Consider the following 23,461-nt stretch of genomic DNA (forward strand, 5'->3'; position numbering starts at 1 on the left):
TTTTCATCGACGTCAGTGCACAGCATTGTGAACAGGCCGGGGCAGAAGCTAAGAAAAGGGAGTCGCAATATGGCGGTGCAAAAGCAGTTATTGAAAGGTGTGTTGGCGGGGGCCTTGGCGTTAATGCTTAGCGGCTGCGTCACCATCCCGGATGCAATTAAAGGTTCGAGCCCGATGCCGCAGCAGGATCTGGTGCGGGTGATGAATGCGCCGCAGCTGTATGTCGGACAGGAAGCGCGTTTCGGTGGCAAAGTGGTGGATATTCAGAACCAGCAGGGAAAATCCCGTCTGGAAATTGCCACCGTTCCTCTTGATAGCGGGGCGCGTCCCGTGCTGGGTGAAGCCTCTCGCGGGCGGATATATGCTGATGTGAATGGCTTCCTCGACCCAGTAGATTTTCGCGGGCAACTGGTCACCGTCGTCGGTCCGATTAGCGGTACGGTGGACGGAAAAATCGGTAATACGCCGTATAAATTCATGCTGATGCAGGTAACCGGTTATAAACGCTGGCATATTACTCAGCAGATTGTCATGCCGCCTCAGCCTATCGACCCCTGGTTCTACGGTGCGCGTGGCTGGCCCTACGGTGGCTACGGCGGATGGGGCTGGTACAATCCCGGTCCGGCACAGGTTCAGACCATAGTAACAGAGTAACTCTTTGTTTTATTGGTAAAAGAAACAGCGGCTCGTCCGCTGTTTCTGCATTAACGTGGATATAAGAAAAATAAATAGTGACGTGCTTCGCAACCTTGTCGTTGTGTAATAAACAAACTGGTACGCTGAGTTAATATTATGTTAACAGTTTGTTTATTGTCTGGGGTTGTGATGACGACGAATACGCATTTTAGAGGTGATGTATTGAAAAAGGTTTGGCTTAACCGTTATCCCGCTGGTGTTCCTGCGGAGATCAATCCTGACCGTTATCAATCCCTGGTGGAACTCTTTGAACACTCAGTAAGACGGTATGCCGATCAGCCCGCGTTTGTAAACATGGGGGAGGTGATGACCTTCCGCAAGCTTGAAGAGCGTAGCCGTGCGTTTGCCGCTTATTTGCAACAGGGGCTCGGGCTGAAAAAGGGCGATCGCGTCGCGCTGATGATGCCGAATCTGCTGCAATATCCGGTCGCACTGTTTGGGATTTTACGTGCCGGCATGATCGTCGTGAACGTGAACCCGTTGTATACGCCTCGCGAGCTGGAACATCAGCTCAACGATAGCGGCGCGTCGGCGATTGTCATCGTATCTAACTTTGCCCACACGCTGGAAAAAGTAGTCGACAAAACGTCTGTGCAACACGTGATCCTGACGCGTATGGGCGATCAGCTGTCGACTGCCAAAGGAACGCTGGTTAACTTCGTCGTCAAATATATCAAGCGCCTGGTGCCGAAATATCACCTGCCGGATGCCATCTCGTTTCGCAGTGCGCTGCAAAACGGTTATCGCATGCAGTATGTGAAGCCCGAAGTGGTGTCGGAAGATTTGGCGTTCCTGCAATATACCGGCGGGACAACCGGCGTGGCGAAAGGTGCGATGCTCACGCACCGCAACATGCTGGCCAACCTGGAACAGGTTAATGCCACCTACGGTCCGTTGCTGCATCCGGGTAAAGAACTGGTGGTGACGGCCTTACCGCTGTATCACATTTTTGCGTTAACAATGAACTGCCTGCTGTTTATTGAGCTGGGTGGTCAAAACTTGCTGATTACTAACCCGCGTGATATTCCGGGGCTGGTAAAAGAGCTGGCTAAGTATCCGTTTACCGCGATGACCGGCGTCAATACGCTGTTTAACGCGCTGCTGAATAACAAAGAGTTCCAGCAACTGGATTTCTCTTCACTGCACCTCTCGGCAGGCGGCGGAATGCCGGTTCAACAGGCGGTAGCTGAACGTTGGGTGAAGCTGACGGGTCAGTATCTGCTGGAAGGCTACGGCCTGACTGAGTGCGCGCCGCTGGTAAGCGTCAACCCTCATGATATTGACTATCACAGTGGCAGTATCGGGTTACCGGTGCCTTCCACCGAGGTCAAGCTGGTGGACGACGACGACAACGAAGTGCCGCCGGGAGAACCGGGGGAGCTGTGCGTGAAGGGCCCGCAGGTGATGCTGGGCTACTGGCAGCGACCAGACGCCACTGACGAAATAGTCAAAGACGGCTGGCTGCACACCGGAGATATTGCGGTGATGGATGATGAAGGCTTCCTGCGTATTGTCGATCGCAAGAAGGACATGATTCTGGTGTCCGGCTTTAACGTCTATCCGAACGAAATTGAAGACGTGGTTATGCAACATCCTGGCGTGCAGGAAGTGGCTGCGGTTGGTGTTCCGTCAGGTAGCAGCGGTGAAGCGGTGAAAATTTTCGTGGTGAAGAAAGATGCCTCGTTAACCGATGAAGCGCTGGTCACTTTCTGTCGTCGTCACCTGACAGGCTATAAAGTACCGAAGCTGGTGGAGTTTCGCGATGAGTTGCCGAAATCTAACGTCGGTAAAATTTTGCGACGAGAATTACGTGACGAAGCGCGCGCCAAAGTGGACAATAAAGGCTGAGCGTTAAGTCAGCCAGCAGAAAACGCCGGGTAATCCGGCGTTTTTTTTGGCGCAAACCTAAGAGAGCACGATTTGAATTATCAAATGATCACCACGGACGACGCGTTAGCCACGCTGTGCGAAGCCGTCCGTGAATTTCCGGCGATAGCCCTGGATACAGAATTTGTTCGCACGCGTACCTATTATCCGCAGTTGGGGCTGATCCAGCTGTTTGATGGCAAACACGTTGCTCTGATTGATCCGCAGGGGATCACCGACTGGTCGCCGCTGCGCGATATTCTGCGTGATACTGCCATCACCAAATTCCTGCATGCAGGTAGCGAAGATCTGGAAGTGTTTCTCAACGCTTTTGGCGAACTGCCGCAGCCGTTGATTGATACACAAATTCTGGCTGCTTTTTGCGGTCGTCCGCTGTCGTGGGGTTTTGCCGCGATGGTGGAAGAGTTTACGGGGGTGGCGCTGGACAAAAGCGAATCCCGCACCGACTGGCTGGCCAGACCGCTGACCGAGCGTCAGTGTGAGTACGCGGCGGCTGATGTCTGGTATCTATTACCGATCACCACAAAACTGATGGCCGAAACTGAAGCCAGCGGCTGGCTGCCAGCCGCGCTGGACGAATGCCGCTTAATGCAGCAGCGTCGTCAGGAAATCCTGGCACCTGAGGATGCCTGGCGCGACATCACCAACGCCTGGCAACTGCGTACCCGTCAGTTGGCCTGCCTGCAACTGCTTGCCGACTGGCGACTGCGCAAAGCGCGCGAGCGCGATCTGGCGGTAAATTTCGTAGTGCGTGAAGAGCATCTGTGGTCGGTCGCTCGTTATATGCCAGGAAGTCTGGGGGAGCTGGACAGCCTCGGCCTTTCGGGGAGCGAAATTCGCTTCCACGGCAAAACGCTGATTTCTCTGGTAGAAAAAGCGCAAGCTTTACCGGAAGAGTCGCTGCCGCAGCCGCTGCTAAATTTGATGGATATGCCAGGGTATCGCAAGGCGTTCAAAGCCATCAAGGCGTTGGTTGCTGAAGTTAGCGCGGAACAAAATCTTAGCGTCGAACTGTTGGCTTCACGTCGTCAGATCAACCAGCTACTCAACTGGCACTGGAAATTAAAGCCGCAGCAGACTCTGCCGGAACTGATTTCCGGTTGGCGTGGCGAACTGATGTCCGATCGCCTCAACGCACTGCTGCAGGAATACCCTCAGTAAGTCACCAGGCTCGCCGGGTTGCGCCATTGCTGACCCGGCCTGCGCAACGTTACAAATCAAGCACCAGGCGCTTACCTTTAGCGCGCGAACAGCAGATGAGCATGCTTTGCTGGCTGGCTTTCTCGTCGTCGCTGAAATACTGATCGCGGTGATCCGCTTCTCCTTCAAGAATCGTCGTTTCACAGGTGCCGCAAACACCTTCCCGGCACAGGCACTCAACGCGCGCGGCTTTGTTATTTTCGATAACCTGCAAAATGGTCATCTCTTCCGGGACCACAAACTCGCGTCCGGAACGCGCCAGAACCAGGGTAAAGGCATCACCGCTCTTATCTTCCAGCGCAAATTGTTCGAAATGTAGCGTATTGCTGTCCAGTCCATGGAGGGAAGCCGCTTCTCTGACGGCATCGTTGAGCACTGCAGGCCCGCAGGTGTAAATATGTGTGCCGGGTTCAACATCAGCCATCAGGCGAGCTAAATCAAGGCGGGTGCCTGCACTGGACAGATGCAGATGAATGCGATCGGCGCTGGGGTGCTGCAGGAGTTCGTCATAAAACGCGCAGTCGTTCTGGCTGGGAGAGCAATAATGCAGTTGCCACTCAGCCTGAGAGTGTTCTAGTTCCGGGATCTGCGATAAAAACGGTGTGATGCCGATACCTCCAGCAATCAACAGATGTTTCTGTGCCTGAGGGGCGAGGGCGAACAGATTGTTTGGTGTGGAGATCGTGAGCGTGTCGCCGGGTTTCACGTTTTGATGCAGATATCGTGAGCCGCCTTTGGACGCCTCCTCCAGTCTTACGGCGATTTGCCAGGTGCTTGTATCGAGTGGTGAGCTCATCAACGAGTATGCATTGCTGTACGAATTCTCACCATCGCGCATCTGCACGATAATATGACTGCCACCCTGAAACGCGGGCAACGGCTCGCCTGATGTCGCCGTTAAGGTGAAGCGTTTTACCTGCGCGGTAATCGTTTCAATCTGGCTGACCCGGACTTCTTGCATTTGATAATCAGACATTGCGGTACTCCCTAAAAAACCTGTCCGGCGCAGTTCAACGACGCGCCGGAACCTGTCGTTACAGCCCGGTTATCCCTGAAACACCTGGGCGACCAGATTATGGAAATGGGCAATGCCATGTTCGGAGATACCGCTGCCGCTGGTGTCCGCCATAATGCGGCCCTGACCGCGATACCCGCGTGATTTCAATCCTTTTTGTACGCTTTCAACCAGACGTAAATCTTCAGGACGAAAGACGTTGCGATACCACTCGATCAATTGTTTCTGTTCTTCGGTCAGTTCTTCATTCGTAAAGTAGATGTCATAGTTTTGCAGGGTAGTTTCCGCATCCACCGGGAATTCGTAGATAACGGTCATCATGCCTTTGATAGGCGTTACGTTGAGCATGGTGCACGGCCACAGCCAGAAACCGTGAAAGGCGGCATCAACCCCTTCTTCGAACTTAAATGACTGCTCTGAGGGTTTGGCGAAACCGTATTGCAGCGTCCAGTTGCCGTGCATGGTGTGCCAGTAACGGTCAACCTGAACTGAGTCGGAAAAACCTGGGTGAGCCGGGCCGCAGTGGTAGCACTCCAGATAGTTATCAACAATATTCTTCCAGTTGGCCGGGGTACGAGTTGTAAAGCGTGCAGCCAGTTTCAGGTCATGCACGTCTGGGCAGGCTTCGATAACTTTGTCCGCAAGGCCAGGGAGTTGTTCTTCTACACTGCCCGCGTGCGGATCCATGTTGATAAACACGAATCCGGCATATTCTTCCAGACGAACCGGCGTAAGGTGCGCTTTTTCGCTGTCGAAGTTGGCGACGTTTTCGCAGTTACGCGCATGCGCCAGATTGCCGTCAAGTTTGAACGCCCATGCGTGGTAAGGGCAGGTAATCACATTTTTCGCTTTCCCTTCGCCGCTCAACAGCTGATGACCGCGATGCGGACAGACGTTGTAGAATGCGCGCAGCACGTTATCTCGACCACGTACCAGCACAATGTTCTCGCCAATCACTTCACGCGTAACATAATCATTGGGTTTCGCCAGTTCGCTGCTGTGGGCGACGCAAATCCAGCTTTTAGCGAATACTTTCTCCTGTTCGTGTTCAAAGGCCTGATGGTCGGTATAGAATCGGGCCGGGATAGTCCAGGCGTCCTGCGGGTTGGCACAGAAATTTTGCGGCAGAATAAACTCAGGGCTCAGATTGCTCATTGGAATACCTTTAATTTGTGAGTAAGAGGATTTTTGTACTGACGATTAATTGTCGCCTTTGAGTAATGCCCCGGCCGGTGGCGCTACGGGGGCGTTAACTGGCGCTTCGGGAAGATGATTTTCAATCTGATGCGCAGGAACGTGGGCATAGTCCTGCCGTACCCAGCGAAGAAAACCGCCGACCTTCACCAACAGAATGACGAGGAAGGGAAGTGCGGTCAGAACCACCGTGGTCTTCATGGTTTCAAGGGATGCGCCGGTGAACAAAATCGATAATGGGATTAGGGTGATGACCACACACCAGAACAGACGTAAGCTACGCTGCGGATCTTCTCCTTCCTGCAGGTTGCGCGTACTGGTGGCCGCCATGGTGTAAGCGACGGCATCCATATGCGAGGCGAGAAAAATAATCATGATCGCCAGATACGCCACCAGGAATAGTTTCCCGGCAGGCAACGACATCAACACTTGCTGTACGGCCGTTTCGCCGCCCAATGTCGCCATAACCTGTGGTACGTCGATTACACCGTTCACAAACTGGTGAATGGAGTAGCTTTCCATCACGCCAAAGAAGAACCAGCAGCCAACGGTACTGCCGAGGATTAACGCCCAGATAACCTCTTTGATTTTGCGACCACGGGACACGCGAGTGACAAACATCGCCACGCCTGGGGTGTAGGAGATCCACCATAACCAGTAGAACACCGTCCAGTTACGGGTGAATTCACCGTTGCCTAGTGGGTCGGTGAACAGACTCATCTGCAAAAAGTTTTGTGTCGTCAGGCCAATGGCATTGATGATGTTATTGGTGATGAACTCGGTCGGGCCGACGATAAGCACCAGCAGCGGCAGTAAAAATGCCCCCCAACCGACCATTTTACTCAGGCGCTGCAAACCGTTATTGATGCCAATCCAGGAGCTAAGGCAGAAAATACCGCCAGAGAACAGGATCACAAACGCCTGAACGGTAAAGTTATCTGGTAAACCCGTGAGGGCAGACAAACCGCGGGTAAAAGTGGCGGCGGTGACAACCAGAGAAATGGTTAACGCACCAACTGTGGCGATTAGGAACATCAAATCAACCAGGCGGCCCCAGACGCCCTGCGGATGCACACCGGTGATAGCGGCGATAATTCCGGACAGGCTCAGCCCTTTGTTTTTCCGCACATGAAAGTGGTAGGCCATGGTTAATGAAGCAAGAGTGTAGGTTGCCCAGGCGCTGATCCCCCAATGGAAAAAGGAGTAGGGTAAGCTGTATTCCAGCGCTTTTTGCGAGTGCGGTGCAATATTCAGACCCGGGGTCTGGTAATAATAGGCCCACTCAGCAACGCCCCAGTAGAGCGTGGAGGAGCCTAGTCCGGCACAAATAAACATAAACAGCCAGGACAGCGTGCTGTATTCCGCTTTTCCTTCTCCCAGACGAATGTTGCCGTATTTACTGGTGGCCAGCCAGACGACCAGACCCATCGCCATCAGAACGAGGATCTGCACGGCGGAACCCAGCATCCGGGTAACGCCGTTAAAAAGGGTATTTGCGACTTGTGCTGACTGCTGAGGGAAGAGACTAAGCGTGGCGGCGATGAAAAGAATAGCCACCAGGCTGATGGCTATCAGCGGCATGTCTTTTTTCTTTACGTTGCTCAACATGGGATCTCCTGGGCACAGTTGCCCGCGTATGGCATTAGCCTGTCGTTGTTATCATGCTGTAGGGAATCAGTGATTTTGTTTTTAACAATTTTATTATTTGTTCTTTACATGAATTAAACAATTGCTCGATGCGTGAAGCAATAAAACACGGAACGGAAATAATAAAAGGTGAATTGGCGCAGGTTATTGGCGCGATGAAACAAATAAAAAAGCCGCGTCAGTGACGCGGCTCATATTTCGTGGTTTGACCTCTAACGCAGTGCCAGAGAGATGGCTTCACCCACCTGTTGAGTGGTAGCATTGCCTTTCATATCCGGCGTTTTCGGGCCGCTGGCAATAACCTGTTCAATTGCCGCCAGAATACCGTCGTGGGCTGCTTTATAGTTGGCATCACCGTTGCCAAGGAAGTCGAGCATCATGGCGCCAGCCCAGATAGTAGCAATAGGGTTGGCGATGTTCTTGCCGTAGATATCAGGGGCCGAACCGTGTACTGGCTCGAACAGGGACGGGAAGGTGCGTTCCGGGTTCAGGTTGGCAGAAGGTGCAATACCAATCGTTCCGGTACAGGCCGGGCCGAGATCGGAGAGGATGTCGCCAAACAGGTTGGAGGCAACCACGACGTCAAAACGCTCCGGCTGCATCACAAAGCGGGCGCAAAGTATATCGATATGTTGTTTATCCCAACGGATCTCGGGATAGTTAGCCGCCATTGCTTCAACGCGCTCGTCCCAGTACGGCATGCTGATGGCCAGGCCGTTGGATTTGGTCGCCGAGGTTAGGGTTTTGCGCGGGCGATGTTGTGCCAGCTCGAAAGCGTAACGCAATATACGATCCACGCCGCGACGGGTGAAGACCGACTCCTGGATAACCACTTCGTGTTCGGTACCTTCGTTCACGCGTCCGCCGAGTGAAGAATATTCCCCCTCGGTGTTCTCGCGCACCACATAGAAATCAATGTCACCAGGCTGCTTGCCCGCCAGCGGACAAGGGACGCCCGGAAACAGGCGTACCGGGCGCAGGTTGACGTACTGGTCGAATTCGCGGCGAAACTTAAGCAGTGAACCCCATAGTGAGATGTGGTCCGGTACGGTGTCCGGCCAGCCAACGGCACCAAAATAGATAGCATCGAAGGGTTGCAACTGCTCATGCCAGTCATCCGGCATCATCTTGCCATGATGGGCGTAGTACTCGCAGCTGGCCCATTCCATTTGCTCAAAGCTGAGTGACAACCCCCAACGCTCGGCGGCTGCCTGCAATACCTGAATGCCTTCAGGCAGGACTTCTTTACCAATGCCATCTCCGGGGATAGCGGCAATACGACAGGTTTTCTTCATAGCAGCTCTCACTTGTACGCCATCAAAATTGACTTTCCCCGTATCCTATAATTGACTGATTAATAGTTAATCCCCCTAACTGGTGAAACATAAAACACAGATCATGAATAATCTGCCGCTGCTAAATGATTTACGCGTCTTTATGCTGGTTGCACGTCGTGCGGGATTTGCCGCCGTTGCCGAAGAGCTGGGCGTATCACCGGCTTTTATCAGTAAGCGAGTTGCCCTGCTGGAGCAAACGCTGAACGTGGTGCTGCTGCACCGAACAACGCGGCGCGTAACCATCACGGAAGAAGGGGAACGGATTTACGAATGGGCACAGCGGATCCTGCAAGATGTCGATCAGATGATGGACGAGCTGTCCGATGCCAGGCAGATCCCGCAGGGGATGCTACGAATTATCAGTAGCTTTGGTTTTGGCCGCCGGGTGGTCGCTCCGGCGCTGTCTGCGCTGGCAAAAGAGTACCCGCAGTTAGAACTGAGGTTCGATGTTGAAGACCGCCTGGTAGATATGGTCAATGAGGGCGTCGATCTCGATATTCGTATCGGAGATGATATTGCGCCAAACCTGATTGCCCGCAAGCTGGCGACTAACTACCGTATTCTGTGCGCCTCGCCGGAGTTTGTGGCGCAGTATGGGGCGCCGAAACAACTAAACGATCTTGCCACTTTTCCCTGTCTGGTCATTAAAGAGCGCGACCATCCGTTTGGTATCTGGCAAATGCGCAATAAAGAGGGCGCACACTCAATAAAAGTTACGGGTCCTTTGTCGTCTAACCATGGTGAAGTGGTGCATCAGTGGTGCCTTGATGGGCAGGGAATAGCCCTGCGGTCGTGGTGGGACGTTTGTGACAACATTGCCAGTGGACATTTGTTACACATACTTCCCGAGTATTATCAACCAGCGAATATTTGGGCAGTATATGTTTCTCGGCTGGCGACGTCGGCAAAAATCCGTATTACGGTTGAGTATTTGCGCCGCTATTTTGCCGAAAACTACCCGAAGTTTACTTTGGAATAAAAGGTGCTATAGGTTGGCAAGAGACAGAAAATATAAAAGGCAGAATAATCTGCCTTTTTCGTAACCATAATTTAGTGGCAAAAGAGTTTATTTAGACTCTTCTGCTTCAGGTAATGTCACGTTAAGTTCGAGGATCGAGATATCGCCGTCTTTTTGTTCAAGTTGTACGGTGACCATTTCGGGATCAATTTGTACATACTTGCAGATAACGTCGAGAATATCCTTGCGCAGCTGCGGTAAATAATGTGGCTCGGCGTCACTACGACGACGTTCCGCAACAATAATCTGCAGTCGCTCTTTAGCGATGTTCGCTGTGCTCTTTTTCCGCGAGAGAAAAAAATCCAGTAATGCCATAACTTATCCTCCGAACAGGCGTTTGAGGAAACCTTTCTTCTCTTCTTCAATGAAGCGGAAAGGACGTTCTTCTCCCAACAGACGGTCTACGGTATCAGCATAGGCTTTACCGGCATCAGCATTGATGTCGAGAATAACCGGCTCACCCTGGTTAGACGCGCGCAGGACTGACTGATCTTCAGGAATCACGCCAACCAGCTTGATTCGCAGAATTTCCAGTACGTCTTCCATGCTCAGCATGTCACCTTTATTTACGCGGCCAGGGTTGTAGCGCGTAAGCAGTAAATGCTCTTTAATTGGATCTTCACCGTTTTCCGCGCGACGAGATTTCGACGCCAGAATACCCAGAATACGGTCAGAGTCACGTACAGAGGAGACTTCCGGGTTAGTAGTAATAATCGCTTCATCGGCAAAATACAGGGCCATCAGCGCTCCGGTTTCAATACCCGCCGGAGAGTCGCAGACGATGAAGTCGAATTCCATCGTTTTTAGATCGTCCAGAACTTTCGCGACGCCTTCACGCGTCAGCGCGTCTTTATCGCGAGTTTGTGAGGCCGGAAGAATAAAGAGATTTTCGGTGCGCTTATCTTTGATTAACGCCTGATTTAACGACGCATCGCCCTGAATAACGTTGACGAAATCGTAAACGACGCGGCGTTCACAACCCATAATCAGATCGAGGTTACGCAGGCCGATATCAAAATCAATAACGACAGTTTTCTTTCCCTTCTGGGCCAAACCTGTAGCGATGGCCGCGCTGGAGGTGGTTTTGCCAACGCCCCCTTTACCCGAAGTAACAACAATAATGCGTGCCATAGAAATTCCTTGTTAAAAAGGGATCAATTCAACGGTTGAACTGTCAAAGCGTTCTCTGCTAATTGCAGACGTGCCGCTTTGCCATAAAATTCTGCTGGGATTTTATCACTCAGCCAATAAACACCTGCGATAGACACCAGTTCTGCCGTCAGATGGGTACAAAAAATTTGCGCTTCCCGGTCACCGCTTGCCCCTGCCAACGCACGGCCTCTCATCATTCCATAAACATGAATATTGCCATCAGCAATAAGCTCTGCGCCTGCACTGACGTGGCTTGTAACAATCAGATCACATTGTGGTGCATAAATGCGCTGACCGGAACGAACCGGCACATTTATTAATCGTGTTTTTGTGATGGGAGTAACGTTTTGTGGCGGAGCGACGGGAGTCGGGGCCTCAACGGGCGCAGGACGAATCGCTTTTTCTTTACCTTCAGTCAGTAAAGGAAGACCCATTTCGTCGATTTCAGCCTTGAGTCTGGCGTCTTTGCATCCGCTAACGCCGATAATGCGCAATCCGGTAGACGCGACAACTTTCTGCAGCGCTGACCAGTTTACCGGGCTTTCAAGACCACTCACGTTAACCACGACGGGAGCATGTTTTAAAAAAGCAGGTGCCTGCGCGATTTTGTCTTCCAACGCCTGACGAATAACCTCGGGTTCTGCTTCATGTAAATGAACCACTGACAAGGTGAAGCTACTGCCTTTAAGCTCGATTGGCGTGTTTGACATCCTGGCCTTACTCAATTTGCTATTTATCATCCCCAGCGCGGGGTGATATTCCGAAGACTATAAGGCATGTTATAGTCAGTATTATATTGAGGCAAGCCACCATTCCGTGAATTCAGAGTAAAAGATATGTTTTGTGTGATCTACCGAAGCAGTAAACGTGACCAGACCTATTTATATGTCGAAAAAAAAGACGATTTCTCGCGAGTTCCTGAAGAACTGATGAAAGGGTTTGGTCAGCCGACGCTGGCAATGATGTTGCCGCTTGATGGCCGTAAAAAGCTGGTTAATGCCGATCTGGAAAAAGTAAAACAGGCACTCACCGAGCAGGGCTATTATTTACAAATACCACCGCCGCCAGAAGATTTACTTAAACAGCATCTGGCCGCGGCGAAACAAAATACACCAGACGCTAAACGTTAAACTGCATCCGGCAGCAGCACGCCCCATCGATGCAGTACCTGAAATTGATAACTACGTTAGGGGAAAATAATGTATCAACATCATAACTGGCATGGTGCTCTGCTGGATTATCCGGTGAGTAAGGTGGTTTGCGTAGGGAGTAATTATGCCAACCATATTAAAGAGATGGGCGGAACGCCTCCGGAAGAACCGGTATTATTTATCAAACCGGAAACCGCGCTGTGCGATTTGCGTCAGCCGCTGGTGATCCCATCTGATATGGGTTCGGTACACCATGAGGTTGAGCTGGCGGTGCTGATTGGCGCGACCCTACGTCAGGCGACGGAAGAACATGTGCGCAAAGCCATCGCGGGCTATGGCGTCGCGTTGGATCTGACCCTGCGTGATATTCAGGGTAAAATGAAGAAGGCGGGGCAACCGTGGGAAAAAGCGAAGGGCTTTGATAACTCTTGCCCGCTGTCAGGGTTTATTCCGGTGGCGGAATTTAATGGTGATCCCCAGGATACGATACTGGGATTAACGGTCAACGGTGAAACACGCCAGCACGGCTCCACGGCGGATATGATCCATCAAATCGTTCCTTTGATTGCCTATATGAGTCGTTTCTTTACCCTCAAAGCGGGCGATGTTGTGTTGACGGGGACGCCAGCGGGCGTTGGGCCGTTAAACAGCGGTGATGAGCTGGCCATCAGTTTTCATGGTCAAACGCTGACGACACGCGTGCTGTAACCTCTTCTTGCCGCCTTTTCGGGCGGCAAAACTTGCATCAGCGTGCCAGACTGGTTATAAGGTGCAGCTTTATTGCAATAGCGGATACCCTGATGAGCGACATACCTTTCTGGCAAAGTAAAACCCTGGATGAAATGACCGATGCCGAGTGGGAGTCATTATGTGACGGGTGTGGTCAATGCTGCCTGCATAAGCTGATGGATGAAGACACCGGCGAAATCTATTTTACCAACGTCGCGTGTAAGCAGCTCAATATCAAAACCTGTCAGTGCCGTAATTACGAGCGCCGATTCGAGTACGAGCCTGACTGTATCAAACTGACGCGCGACAATCTGCCTACCTTTGAATGGCTGCCGATGACCTGTGCGTATCGTCTGTTAGCGGAAGGTAAAGGGCTGCCGGAGTGGCATCCGTTGCTGACGGGATCCAAAGCGGCGATGCACGGTGAACGTATTTCAGTACGTCATATTGCGGTGAAAGAATCGGAAGTGCGTGACTGGCAGGACCATATTCTGAACAAACCTTCATGGGCGGACTAAGCCGCCCATCAGTTAGCAGGCGTGAAGGCTTAAGACTTTTTCGCCTGATACATCTCATCTCCATGGTTGTCATCTTCAACCCAGAAATTGATGTTGAATTGCGCGTCGTCGCTTAATTCAACACGATGCCAGTACTGCGGCGGGCTGGTCGCGAACTGACCGGCATTAATCACCACTTTCACTTCAGGTTCTTTTGCGTCTTTATTGGCAAAGCCGTAATACGTTACTGTACCTTCCATCACGCAAAGCTGGCCAAAAACGCCTGCCGCGGTGTTATGGTGAGAAAGAAGTGCTGCGGGGACATTGTCTTTGGTAAAGAAGGGAGTAGAGCGTTTAACTTTCCAGTTTGCCGGGATGCGTAAATGGGACATAAGACATCTCCTTGGTGTGGCATCTATAAGATGTATTTAATATACATCTTATAGATGCCAGCAGGCAATGAATTTAAGGCAAAAAAAACGCTCCCGAAGGAGCGTCTCTGTTAGCGACCGAAGAGGTCACGTTTTTTCGGCTTGAACGGCTGTGCTATCACCACCAGCACGGCGACCACCAGGTAGGCGGCGAAGATACCCAACAGCCACTGCGGCATTTCCAGGGTTAAAAAAGACCACTGGCGCTCAGCACAGTCACCGGACGCTAAAAACACCTGCGGCAGCCATTTGTCCAGTGGCAGCCAGCTTGGGAAGCGTGCGGCAAAATCACAGGTCATAAACGGTGATGGGTGCAGCTGAATTATGGTGTGCTCATACGCTAACTGAAGTCCGCGCCAGGCACTGTAAATCCAGATTATCATCGCCACATAGCGCAGCGGTGTTTTTGGTGCGATAGCACCCACCAGCCCTGCACCCATCACGCCAAATAATGCGCTACGCTCGTAAATACACAACACGCAAGGTTTTAGCAGCATGACGTGCTGGAACCACAGCGCGACGAGCTCCAGCGCAAAGGCGGTTAACGCCAACAATAACCATGCTCCACGACCTCGGGAGCACTGGTTTAAAAATCGCAACATAATCATTTCCCTGCAACATGCGTAGAGACCGCAGTTTAAACCAATTCACTTTATGCGCCACTAGCGGGAATTGAAAATTTGCGTAATCGGATATTTATCATGCAAAAAGTCAAACCGGGCAGTGATTTGCCCGGTTAATTGTTATGAAAGTGTAGCTAACCAGCCTGTTTGGGTCATCCATTCGGTCACCGGGACAAGCGTGAACTCGACGCAAAGCAGACCGACGAGCGTCAGGACGAGAGTATAAGGCAGAGCCATCCACACCATGCGGCCATAAGAGAGGCGAATCAACGGTGCCAGTGCAGAGGTCAGCAGGAACAGGAATGCGGCCTGGCCGTTTGGTGTGGCCACGGAAGGCAGGTTGGTCCCGGTATTGATTGCCACCGCCAACAGCTCATACTGGTTGAGACTGATAGTCCCTTGTTCCAGCGCGGCTTTGGCTTCGTTAATGTAAATAGTGCCGACAAAAACGTTATCAGAGATCGAAGACAGCAGGCCGTTGAAGAGATAAAACAGCGTCAGTTGAGCATGCTCAGAAGACTGCAAAACAAACTGAATTATCGGCGAAAAGAGCTGTTGATCGATAATCACCGCGACAATAGAGAAGAACACGGTCAGCAGGGCGGTGAAGGGCAGCGACTCGGTAAAGGCTTTTCCTATCGCATGTTCGTCGGTGACGCCCGTCAACGAGGTTGCCAGAATGATGACCGACAAACCGATCAATCCGACTTCTGCCAGATGCAGGGCCAAAGCAACTACCAGCCAGACGCCAATAATCGCCTGGACAATCAGTTTGATTTTGTCCTGGCGGGTACGTTGTTGGCGGCTCTGATCGTCAAACTGTTGCAGGACATCACGGACGGTCTCCGGCAGCGTTTCGCCATAACCAAACCAGCGCAATTTCTCGACCAGCACGCAGGTTAACAGGCCGCAAATCAGTACCGGGACGGTAACCGGCGACATGCGCAGGAAGAAGTCGCCAAAATGCCAGCCAGCCGCTTTGGCGATAATCAAGTTTTGTGGTTCGCCCACCATGGTCATCACGCCGCCTAACGCCGTACCGACCCCCGCGTGCATCATCAGGCTACGCAGAAAACCCCGGAACTGCTCAAGAACGACCTTATTGTGCTGATCGATATGGCTGTCATCGAGCATGTTGTTGTCTTCCGCGCGGGAAGAGGCAACGCGATGATAGATGCCATAAAAACCGACCGCAACGCTGATTACCACGGCCACGACGGTCAGCGCATCAAGGAACGCCGAGAGGAAAGCGGCCGCAACACAAAATGCCAGCGACAGCAGCGTCTTGGAGCGAATAGTGAGCAGCAGACGCGTGAAAATAAACAGTAATAACTGCTTCATAAAGTAGATGCCTGCCACCATAAACATCAGCAGCAATAGCACCTCAAGGTTTGCGGCAACCTCTTCACGAACATGCGTGGCGCTGGTCATACCAATAATGACAGCTTCGATAGCCAACAGCCCGCCGGGCAGTAGTGGGTAGCATTTTAACGCCATCGCCAGCGTGAAAATGAACTCGGCCACCAGCAACCAACCGGCGATAAAAGGGTTGATGAAAAAAATAATCGGGTTAACGACTAAGAAGACAAGCAGTGCAAGTTTGTACCAGTCTGGTGATTGACCTAAAAAATTGCGCCACATCGCGCGGCCCCATGATAGCTCCATGGTGATTTCCCTACCTTTAAAAATGAAATCATGTTTTTATGTTTGACCGCAAAGCTTAGCGGGAGGAGGGAGTACAGGCAAGCTATTCACGAGACTGGCAAGGTTGGCTGTACTGTAGCGTTATTTGGAAAATGAAGCCTTGATCCACTTTTTCTTCATTGCGTCAGCTATCAGCTAAGATACCCATCTGGTATGATGTGTGTAACTATGTTTTGCTGTGTAATGGAATTTTTACTATGGTCATTAAGGCGCAAAGCCCGGCTGGGTTCGCGGAAGAGTACATCATTGAAAGTATCTGGAATAACCGCTTCCCACCTGGCACTATATTGCCTGCTGAACGTGAACTCTCCGAACTTATTGGGGTGACACGTACCACGCTACGCGAAGTATTGCAGCGGCTGGCGCGAGATGGCTGGTTGACCATTCAACACGGCAAACCGACGAAGGTGAATAACTTCTGGGAAACCTCCGGGCTGAATATTCTTGAAACGCTGGCGCGTCTTGATCACGAGAGTGTCCCGCAGTTGATTGATAATCTGCTGTCTGTGCGTACCAATATTTCGACGATCTTTGTTCGTACCGCGTTTCGCCAGCATCCTGATAAAGCACAGGAGGTTCTGGCGACGGCAAATCAGGTGGCCGACCACGCTGACGCATTTGCCGATCTGGATTATAACATTTTCCGCGGTCTGGCATTTGCCTCCGGCAATCCGATTTACGGTTTAATCCTCAACGGTATGAAAGGATTATATACCCGCATTGGACGTCATTATTTTGCCAATCCGGAAGCGCGCGCGCTGGCGCTGAGCTTCTACCGTAAGCTGTCAGAACTCTGCGAGCAGGGCGCTCATGAGCAGGTGTATGAAACGGTGCGCCGCTATGGTCACGACAGTGGCGAGATTTGGCATCGCATGCAGAAGAACCTGCCGGGCGACTTAGCTATTCAGGGACGTTAATCGCTCCATGCCGGATGGCGACGCCAAAGCGTGTTATCCGGCCTACAATGCGTGCACTTCGTAGGCCGGATAAGGTGTTTACACCGCCTCCGGCAATAAGATTTAAAGACCGTTCATCCTTGGCGGGCAACGCTCCAACAACTCCACGCTGCCATCTTCATTTTGCTGCTCCAGCATCACGTCAAAACCCCATAGCCTGTGTACGTGCTTGAGCACTTCTTTGCGTCCTTTATCCAGCGGTGCGCGGTTATGCGGAATATAGCGTAAGGTGAGCGAACGGTCGCCACGCAGATCGACATTCCAGATTTGAATATTCGGTTCCAGGTTGCTGAGGTTGTATTGCGACGACAACCTGTTGCGGATCTCACGATATCCTTCCTCATTATGAATCGCAGAAATCTCCAGGTAGTTGTGACGATCGTCATCCAGCACGGTGAACAGGCGGAAATCACGCATCACCTTTGGTGACAGGAACTGACTGATAAAGCTCTCATCTTTGAAATCGCGCATCGCGAAATGCAGGGTTTCCAGCCAGTCCGAACCCGCTATATCCGGGAACCAGTATTTGTCCTCCTCGGTCGGCGACTGACAAATACGTTTGATATCCTGGAACATGGCAAATCCCAGGGCATACGGGTTTATCCCGCTATACCACGGACTGTTGTAGGGGGGCTGAAATACCACATTGGTATGGCTATGCAGAAACTCCAGCATAAATCGTTCGGTAACTTTACCTTCATCATAAAGGTGGTTCAGGATGGTGTAATGCCAGAAAGTGGCCCAGCCCTCGTTCATCACCTGCGTCTGTTTCTGCGGATAAAAATACTGGCTGACCTTGCGTACAATGCGCAGCACTTCGCGTTGCCAGGACTCCAGTAGCGGGGCGTTCTTCTCCATGAAGTACAGCAGATTCTCCTGTGGCTCAGAGGGATAACGCCGGGCTTCCGCCACGGTTTTCTCTTCCTCTTTCTTCGGCAGCGTGCGCCACAGCATATTCACCTGACTTTGCAGATACTCCTCACGATTTTTCTGACGGGCTTTCTCTTCCTGTAGGGAGATTTTTTGCGGGCGTTTGTAACGGTCCACACCGTAGTTCATCAGCGCATGACAGGAGTCGAGGAGCTTTTCGACTTCATCCACGCCGTAACGCTCTTCACATTGGGTAATATAATTTCGCGCGAAGATCAGGTAATCGACAATGGAACTGGCATCCGTCCAGCTACGGAACAGGTAGTTGTTTTTGAAGAAGGAGTTGTGTCCGTAGCAGGCATGCGCCATCACCAGCGCCTGCATGGTGATGGTGTTCTCCTCCATCAGATACGCGATACACGGATTGGAGTTGATAACGATCTCATAGGCCAGCCCCTGCTGACCATGCTTATACAAGCGCTCGGTTTCAATAAACTTTTTACCAAACGACCAGTGAGGATAGTTGATCGGCATCCCGACGCTGGAGTATGCGTCCATCATCTGTTCGGAGGTGATCACCTCGATTTGGTGCGGGTAGGTATCCAGTCTGTAGAGTTTCGCCACGCGGTCTATCTCTGCCAGATAGACATCCAGCAGATCAAACGTCCAGTCGGGTCCATCGCTTAACCGTGTGCTGTCCTTGTTCATGGAATCAATCGTAGCCATTCGCGCACCCTCATTGTTGGCGGCACTCTCTGTCTGGAGTACCTCATTTCAAGCATAGATCATGGTGTTAAAAAACGTGCTGCGGCAGAAATTTTTTCTTTGCGATTTCTCGTTAGCGAGGCGTTGAAAAACGGCATGGTCACAAAATTTTATGCTGGATAAAAATAACGCACAGCAGGAGATGCCAAAGCAGAGAGTTCCCCGCCATCACCGCTATATGTGAGGTAAGTCACCATAAAAAAGCCATATGTTGAATAATATTTTCAACTGAGTTATCAAGATGTAATTAGATGATTGTTCTTTTACTGTTAACGGAGTGGCTATGCGAGTTGTCATACTGGGAAGTGGTGTCGTTGGCGTGACCAGCGCCTGGTACTTAAGTCAGGCTGGACACGATGTCACCGTCATTGATCGTGAGCCCGGTCCGGCACTGGAAACCAGTGCGGCGAACGCGGGGCAAATCTCTCCAGGTTATGCAGCACCATGGGCGGCACCAGGCGTACCGCTAAAAGCAATTAAGTGGATGTTTCAGCGCCACGCTCCGCTGGCCGTTCGTCTTGACGGAACCCAGTTCCAGTTGAAATGGATGTGGCAGATGCTGCGCAACTGCGACACCAGCCACTACATGGAAAATAAAGGGCGGATGGTGCGCCTGGCGGAATACAGCCGAGATTGCCTGAAAGTGCTGCGCGCCTCTACTGGTATTGAGTACGAAGGGCGCCAGGGCGGAACCCTGCAACTTTTCCGTACCGCTCAACAGTATGAGAACGCCACCCGCGACATCGCCGTGCTCGAAGACGCTGGCGTGCCATATCAGTTGCTGGAAGCAAACCGTCTGGCGGAAGTCGAACCGGCACTGGCAGAAGTGGCGCACAAACTGACCGGCGGTCTGCGTTTACCGAATGACGAAACCGGTGACTGCCAGCTGTTTACCCAGCGTCTGGCGCAGATGGCGGAGCAGGCGGGCGTTAAGTTTCGCTTTAACACCCCGGTCGATAAGCTGCTGAGCGATGGTGAGCAAATTTATGGCGTCCAGTGCGGCGAAGAGATAGTTAAAGCCGATGCCTATGTGATGGCGTTTGGTTCGTACTCCACGGCGATGCTGAAAGGGATCGTTGATATCCCGGTCTATCCGCTCAAAGGCTATTCGTTGACTATTCCGGTGGCGCAAGACGACGGTGCACCGGTTTCTACTATCCTTGATGAAACCTACAAAATCGCTATTACCCGCTTTGACAATCGTATTCGCGTTGGCGGCATGGCGGAGATTGTCGGCTTTAATACAGAACTGTTACAACCTCGTCGTGAAACGCTGGAAATGGTCGTACGCGATCTCTTCCCGCGCGGCGGTCATGTAGAGCAGGCAACCTTCTGGACCGGATTGCGTCCGATGACGCCGGACGGTACGCCGGTGGTGGGGCGCACCCGCTTTAAGAATCTGCTGCTCAATACCGGCCACGGCACGCTGGGCTGGACCATGGCCTGCGGCTCCGGTCAGCTGCTGAGCGATATCCTTTCTGGCCGCACGCCAGCTATACCTTATGACGATCTGAGCGTGGCGCGTTACAGTCCGGGGTTTACCCCCTCTCGTCCACGGCATTTACATGGCGCACATAACTGATAAGGACGTGAGATGACCCGCCCGATACTGGCCAGCATTGACCTGCAGGCGTTGAAACAAAATCTGACCATTACCCGCCAGGCCGCGCCGGACGCTCGCGTCTGGTCGGTGGTGAAAGCCAATGCGTATGGACACGGCATTGAACGCGTCTGGAATGCGTTGGGCACAACCGATGGTTTTGCCATGCTCAATCTTGAAGAGGCGATAACCCTGCGCGAGCGCGGATGGAAAGGCCCGATACTCATGCTGGAGGGTTTTTTCCACGCCGAAGACCTGACGGTATATGACAATTATCGACTGACCACCTGTGTGCACAGTAACTGGCAGTTAAAAGCATTGCAGAATGCGCGCCTGAAGGCACCGCTCGATGTTTACCTGAAGGTGAACAGCGGTATGAACCGGCTTGGTTTTTTACCGGAAAGAGTTCCCTCGGTCTGGCAACAGCTGCGGGCGATGCCCAACGTCGGCGAAATGACGCTGATGTCCCATTTCGCCGATGCGGAGCACCCGGATGGTATCCAGGAAGCTATGGCGCGTATTGCGCAGGCGACTGAAGGGCTGGAGTGCAGACGATCGCTGTCGAATTCGGCCGCCACGCTGTGGCACCCTGAAGCGCATTATGACTGGGTTCGTCCGGGCATTATTTTGTATGGCGCATCGCCTTCGGGACAATGGCGAGACATCGCTAACACCGGCCTGAAGCCAGTGATGACTCTGAGCAGCGAGATAATCGGCATACAAACGCTGAAAGCTGGCGATCGGGTGGGTTACGGTGGCCGTTACACTGCCAGAGGCGAACAGCGTATTGGCATTGTAGCGACCGGCTATGCAGATGGTTATCCGCGCCATGCGCCAAGCGGAACGCCTGTGCTGGTGGACGGTGTACGTACCGGGACGGTGGGGACAGTCTCAATGGATATGCTGGCTGTGGACCTGACGCCGTGCCCGCAGGCAGGGATCGGGACGCCGGTAGAACTGTGGGGCAAAGAGATTAAAATTGACGATGTGGCCACCGCCGCAGGTACGGTAGGGTACGAGTTAATGTGTTCTCTGGCGCTGCGCGTGCCAGTTGTGACGGTGTAACTTTATATAGAATTGCCTGATGCAGCTGCGTTTATCAGGCCTTCAGAGTCAGTGCATTTTGTAGGCCGGGTAAGGCGCAGCCGCCACCCGGCAAAAAATATCCGCTTTACTCATCCTCATCTTCAGCAACGCGAACACCGACCTTCAGCACTGCATTATCTTCCTTCTCGGCCACAGTCCAGATCATACCCGCGAATTCCACCTGGTCACCGACGACGGGCGCGGCACCAAGCAGATGCTGGACAATTTCACCCAGCGTTTGCTGCTTATCACGATACTCTGTGCCATCTTCCAGGCCATAAATCAGCGCCACATCGGCATATTTTGCGCTGGCTTCAAGAATAAAATCACCGAAGAATCGCTGGTCTAACGACACCGGCGGCGACTGGCTGAACAGCTTGCCGAGAGCCGGGAGATCGCGCTCGCGGCCAATGACGCACAGAACGTCACCTTCACGTAGGCGCGTACTGCCGGAGGGGTGAAACAGCACGTTGTCACGAAACAGGGCGGCAATTCGTGTTTCTTCCGGCATATGCAGGTCGCGCAGTGCGGCGCCCACACACCACTTATCCGCGCTGAGCTGATAAACAAACTGCTCCCACGGGTTATCCGGGTGAATATCAAGACCAATGCGCGACACGGGCCAGCCGACGGGAGGGACCACCACTTTGGCTTTTTTAGCGGCCCATGAAAGCGACGTTCCCTGAAACAGCAACGAGATAAGTACCACGAAGAAGGCGACGTTAAAGAACAGGCGCGCGTTCTCCAGACCCGCCATCATTGGGAAGACGGCGAGGATAATGGGTACCGCACCTCGCAGCCCCACCCAACTGATGAAAATGCGCTCGCGCAGATTAAAGCCACGAAACGGCAGCAGTCCGGCGAAGACCGAAAGCGGGCGGGCAATGAAAATCATCCACGCAGACAAAATCAGCGCAGGGATTGCGATAGGCAGCAGGTCGGACGGCGTAACCAGCAGTCCGAGCACCAGAAACATAGCGATTTGCGCCAGCCAGGCCAGACCGTCGAAGTTTTGCAGAATACCAAATCGGTTGCGGATGGGGCGATTACCCAGCAGGAAACCACACAGATAAACCGCCAGAATACCGCTGCCTTCCAGCGCAGTGGTCAGGGCAAAAATCAGGATCCCACCGCTTAACGCCAATAGCGGATAAAGTCCGGCAGGCAGAGAAATGCGGTTAATCATCTGCTGGAGCATATATCCACCGCCCAGACCGATAGCGATGCCTAAGCCAAACTGCTGGATAATGTGCACCGCGAACATCCAGCTTAAACCGGTCTCGTGGTTTTGGATCATGGCGATGAGAGTGATGGTCAAAAACACGGCCATCGGGTCATTACTACCGGATTCAATTTCCAGCGTAGAGCCAACGCGTTCGTTAAGCCCCTTACCGCCAAGCAGAGAAAAGACCGCCGCGGCGTCGGTTGAACCAACAATCGCGCCAATCAGGAGTCCTTCGATAAGATCCAGATGAAACAGCCACGCGGCCATCATGCCGGTGAGTCCGGAAGTAATCAGCACACCGACCGTCGCCAACGATAGCGCCGGGCCTAACGCAACGCGAAAAGAGCTGGCCTGGGTGCGCATCCCGCCGTCGAGCAGAATAACCGCCAGTGCCAGGTTACTCACCATGTAGGCGAATGGATAGTTATCGAAAGGTATGCCGCCTATACCATCCACGCCCGCTAACATACCGATAGCGAGAAATATCACCAGAATTGGGATACCGAGACGTGATGAGAATGAACTGAGTAAGATACTGCAGGTGACGAGAACGGAACCCAAAATAAAAAGGCTAATAATTGCTGCGGCATCCAACGTTCGGTTACTCCTGAATTACGCTGTTTCGTATTAATAAACCCTACCATAATAACGACAGAAACAGCGTTTTACTTAGCCCTA

Annotated in this window: 22 protein-coding genes; 10 read left to right on the forward strand and 12 right to left on the reverse strand. The window is 52.4% G+C overall.

The features are described from left to right. Positions 1–69: 69 nt before the first annotated feature. From OGY83_RS03160 to rnd, 3 genes are all read left to right on the forward strand, one after another. Positions 70–654, forward strand: coding sequence for a Slp family lipoprotein (locus OGY83_RS03160; protein WP_003020975.1), 585 nt, complete (start codon positions 70–72; stop codon positions 652–654). A 204-nt stretch (positions 655–858) separates the two neighbouring features. Then, entirely contained in the window at positions 859–2,544 is a 1,686-nt protein-coding gene (fadD, locus tag OGY83_RS03165; RefSeq protein WP_003020970.1) for a long-chain-fatty-acid--CoA ligase FadD, read from the forward strand. An 84-nt stretch (positions 2,545–2,628) separates the two neighbouring features. Next, positions 2,629–3,744 carry a ribonuclease D gene (rnd, locus tag OGY83_RS03170; protein WP_286635896.1) on the forward strand — a complete coding sequence of 372 codons (1,116 nt, stop codon included), beginning with the start codon at positions 2,629–2,631 and terminating at the stop codon, positions 3,742–3,744. 49 nt (positions 3,745–3,793) lie between these two features. Here rnd and OGY83_RS03175 read toward each other — a convergent pair whose 3' ends face one another. From OGY83_RS03175 to dmlA, 4 genes are all read right to left on the reverse strand, one after another. Then, on the reverse strand, positions 3,794–4,759 hold the full coding sequence (locus tag OGY83_RS03175) for a PDR/VanB family oxidoreductase (protein ID WP_286635264.1): 966 nt from the start codon (positions 4,757–4,759) through the stop codon (positions 3,794–3,796). 69 nt (positions 4,760–4,828) lie between these two features. Beyond that, a complete protein-coding gene (gene yeaW / locus OGY83_RS03180) occupies positions 4,829–5,953 on the reverse strand; it encodes a carnitine monooxygenase, oxygenase subunit YeaW (protein WP_286635265.1) in 1,125 nt (374 codons plus the stop codon). 45 nt (positions 5,954–5,998) lie between these two features. Next, positions 5,999–7,600: a BCCT family transporter gene (locus OGY83_RS03185; protein WP_191228598.1), complete on the reverse strand. Its 1,602-nt coding sequence runs from the start codon at positions 7,598–7,600 to the stop codon at positions 5,999–6,001. A 251-nt stretch (positions 7,601–7,851) separates the two neighbouring features. Beyond that, positions 7,852–8,934 carry a multifunctional D-malate/3-isopropylmalate/tartarate dehydrogenase gene (dmlA, locus tag OGY83_RS03190; RefSeq protein WP_286635266.1) on the reverse strand — a complete coding sequence of 361 codons (1,083 nt, stop codon included), beginning with the start codon at positions 8,932–8,934 and terminating at the stop codon, positions 7,852–7,854. Positions 8,935–9,037: 103 nt separating this feature from the next. Between dmlA and OGY83_RS03195 the strand changes: the two genes are divergently transcribed. Continuing rightward, positions 9,038–9,955 (forward strand): LysR substrate-binding domain-containing protein, encoded by a 918-nt coding sequence (locus tag OGY83_RS03195; RefSeq protein WP_079937494.1) that lies wholly within the window; start codon positions 9,038–9,040, stop codon positions 9,953–9,955. 87 nt (positions 9,956–10,042) lie between these two features. Here the strand turns inward: OGY83_RS03195 and minE are convergent, their stop codons facing one another. The 3 genes from minE to minC are packed head-to-tail and all read right to left on the reverse strand — an operon-like array spanning position 10,043 to position 11,856. After that, on the reverse strand, positions 10,043–10,309 hold the full coding sequence (minE, locus tag OGY83_RS03200; RefSeq protein ID WP_003833739.1) for a cell division topological specificity factor MinE: 267 nt from the start codon (positions 10,307–10,309) through the stop codon (positions 10,043–10,045). A 3-nt stretch (positions 10,310–10,312) separates the two neighbouring features. Then, a complete protein-coding gene (gene minD / locus OGY83_RS03205) occupies positions 10,313–11,125 on the reverse strand; it encodes a septum site-determining protein MinD (protein ID WP_003020956.1) in 813 nt (270 codons plus the stop codon). A 23-nt stretch (positions 11,126–11,148) separates the two neighbouring features. Then, positions 11,149–11,856, reverse strand: coding sequence for a septum site-determining protein MinC (gene minC, locus OGY83_RS03210; RefSeq protein ID WP_191215697.1), 708 nt, complete (start codon positions 11,854–11,856; stop codon positions 11,149–11,151). A gap of 126 nt (positions 11,857–11,982) precedes the next feature. On the opposite strand from minC, the gene OGY83_RS03215 reads away from it, so the two are divergent. The 3 genes from OGY83_RS03215 (at position 11,983) to ycgN (ending at position 13,544) form a co-directional block, all read left to right on the forward strand. Next, positions 11,983–12,276, forward strand: a complete 294-nt coding sequence (locus OGY83_RS03215) for a YcgL domain-containing protein (protein WP_003020949.1) — start codon at positions 11,983–11,985, stop codon at positions 12,274–12,276. Positions 12,277–12,345: 69 nt separating this feature from the next. Further along, complete coding sequence (locus tag OGY83_RS03220) at positions 12,346–13,005, forward strand: fumarylacetoacetate hydrolase family protein (protein ID WP_061548571.1); 660 nt, start codon at positions 12,346–12,348, stop codon at positions 13,003–13,005. Positions 13,006–13,097: 92 nt separating this feature from the next. Continuing rightward, entirely contained in the window at positions 13,098–13,544 is a 447-nt protein-coding gene (gene ycgN / locus OGY83_RS03225) for a cysteine cluster protein YcgN (RefSeq protein WP_286635267.1), read from the forward strand. Positions 13,545–13,573: 29 nt separating this feature from the next. Here the strand turns inward: ycgN and OGY83_RS03230 are convergent, their stop codons facing one another. From OGY83_RS03230 to nhaB, 3 genes are all read right to left on the reverse strand, one after another. Beyond that, positions 13,574–13,915 carry a TehB family protein gene (locus tag OGY83_RS03230; RefSeq protein WP_286635268.1) on the reverse strand — a complete coding sequence of 114 codons (342 nt, stop codon included), beginning with the start codon at positions 13,913–13,915 and terminating at the stop codon, positions 13,574–13,576. A gap of 110 nt (positions 13,916–14,025) precedes the next feature. Then, positions 14,026–14,556: a disulfide bond formation protein DsbB gene (dsbB, locus tag OGY83_RS03235; protein WP_194210791.1), complete on the reverse strand. Its 531-nt coding sequence runs from the start codon at positions 14,554–14,556 to the stop codon at positions 14,026–14,028. Between the two features lie 141 nt (positions 14,557–14,697). Next, positions 14,698–16,242 carry a Na(+)/H(+) antiporter NhaB gene (nhaB, locus tag OGY83_RS03240; protein ID WP_043016062.1) on the reverse strand — a complete coding sequence of 515 codons (1,545 nt, stop codon included), beginning with the start codon at positions 16,240–16,242 and terminating at the stop codon, positions 14,698–14,700. A gap of 236 nt (positions 16,243–16,478) precedes the next feature. Here nhaB and fadR point away from each other — a divergent pair, with 236 nt between their 5' ends. Further along, positions 16,479–17,198, forward strand: coding sequence for a fatty acid metabolism transcriptional regulator FadR (gene fadR, locus OGY83_RS03245; protein WP_079937490.1), 720 nt, complete (start codon positions 16,479–16,481; stop codon positions 17,196–17,198). A 102-nt stretch (positions 17,199–17,300) separates the two neighbouring features. On the opposite strand, the gene OGY83_RS03250 is transcribed toward fadR, so the two are convergent. Continuing rightward, positions 17,301–18,833 carry a SpoVR family protein gene (locus tag OGY83_RS03250; RefSeq protein WP_079937489.1) on the reverse strand — a complete coding sequence of 511 codons (1,533 nt, stop codon included), beginning with the start codon at positions 18,831–18,833 and terminating at the stop codon, positions 17,301–17,303. Between the two features lie 322 nt (positions 18,834–19,155). Here OGY83_RS03250 and OGY83_RS03255 point away from each other — a divergent pair, with 322 nt between their 5' ends. Together OGY83_RS03255 and dadX are read left to right on the forward strand one after the other, a co-directional pair. Further along, a complete protein-coding gene (locus tag OGY83_RS03255; protein ID WP_286635269.1) occupies positions 19,156–20,454 on the forward strand; it encodes a D-amino acid dehydrogenase in 1,299 nt (432 codons plus the stop codon). A gap of 12 nt (positions 20,455–20,466) precedes the next feature. Next, positions 20,467–21,537 carry a catabolic alanine racemase DadX gene (dadX, locus tag OGY83_RS03260; RefSeq protein ID WP_286635270.1) on the forward strand — a complete coding sequence of 357 codons (1,071 nt, stop codon included), beginning with the start codon at positions 20,467–20,469 and terminating at the stop codon, positions 21,535–21,537. A 106-nt stretch (positions 21,538–21,643) separates the two neighbouring features. Here the strand turns inward: dadX and OGY83_RS03265 are convergent, their stop codons facing one another. Beyond that, on the reverse strand, positions 21,644–23,377 hold the full coding sequence (locus OGY83_RS03265) for a potassium/proton antiporter (RefSeq protein ID WP_079937487.1): 1,734 nt from the start codon (positions 23,375–23,377) through the stop codon (positions 21,644–21,646). Positions 23,378–23,461: the final 84 nt, after the last annotated feature.

The organism is Citrobacter sp. Cpo090 (assembly GCF_030332665.1).
In the GTDB taxonomy this organism is placed as follows: Bacteria; Pseudomonadota; Gammaproteobacteria; order Enterobacterales; family Enterobacteriaceae; genus Citrobacter; species Citrobacter portucalensis.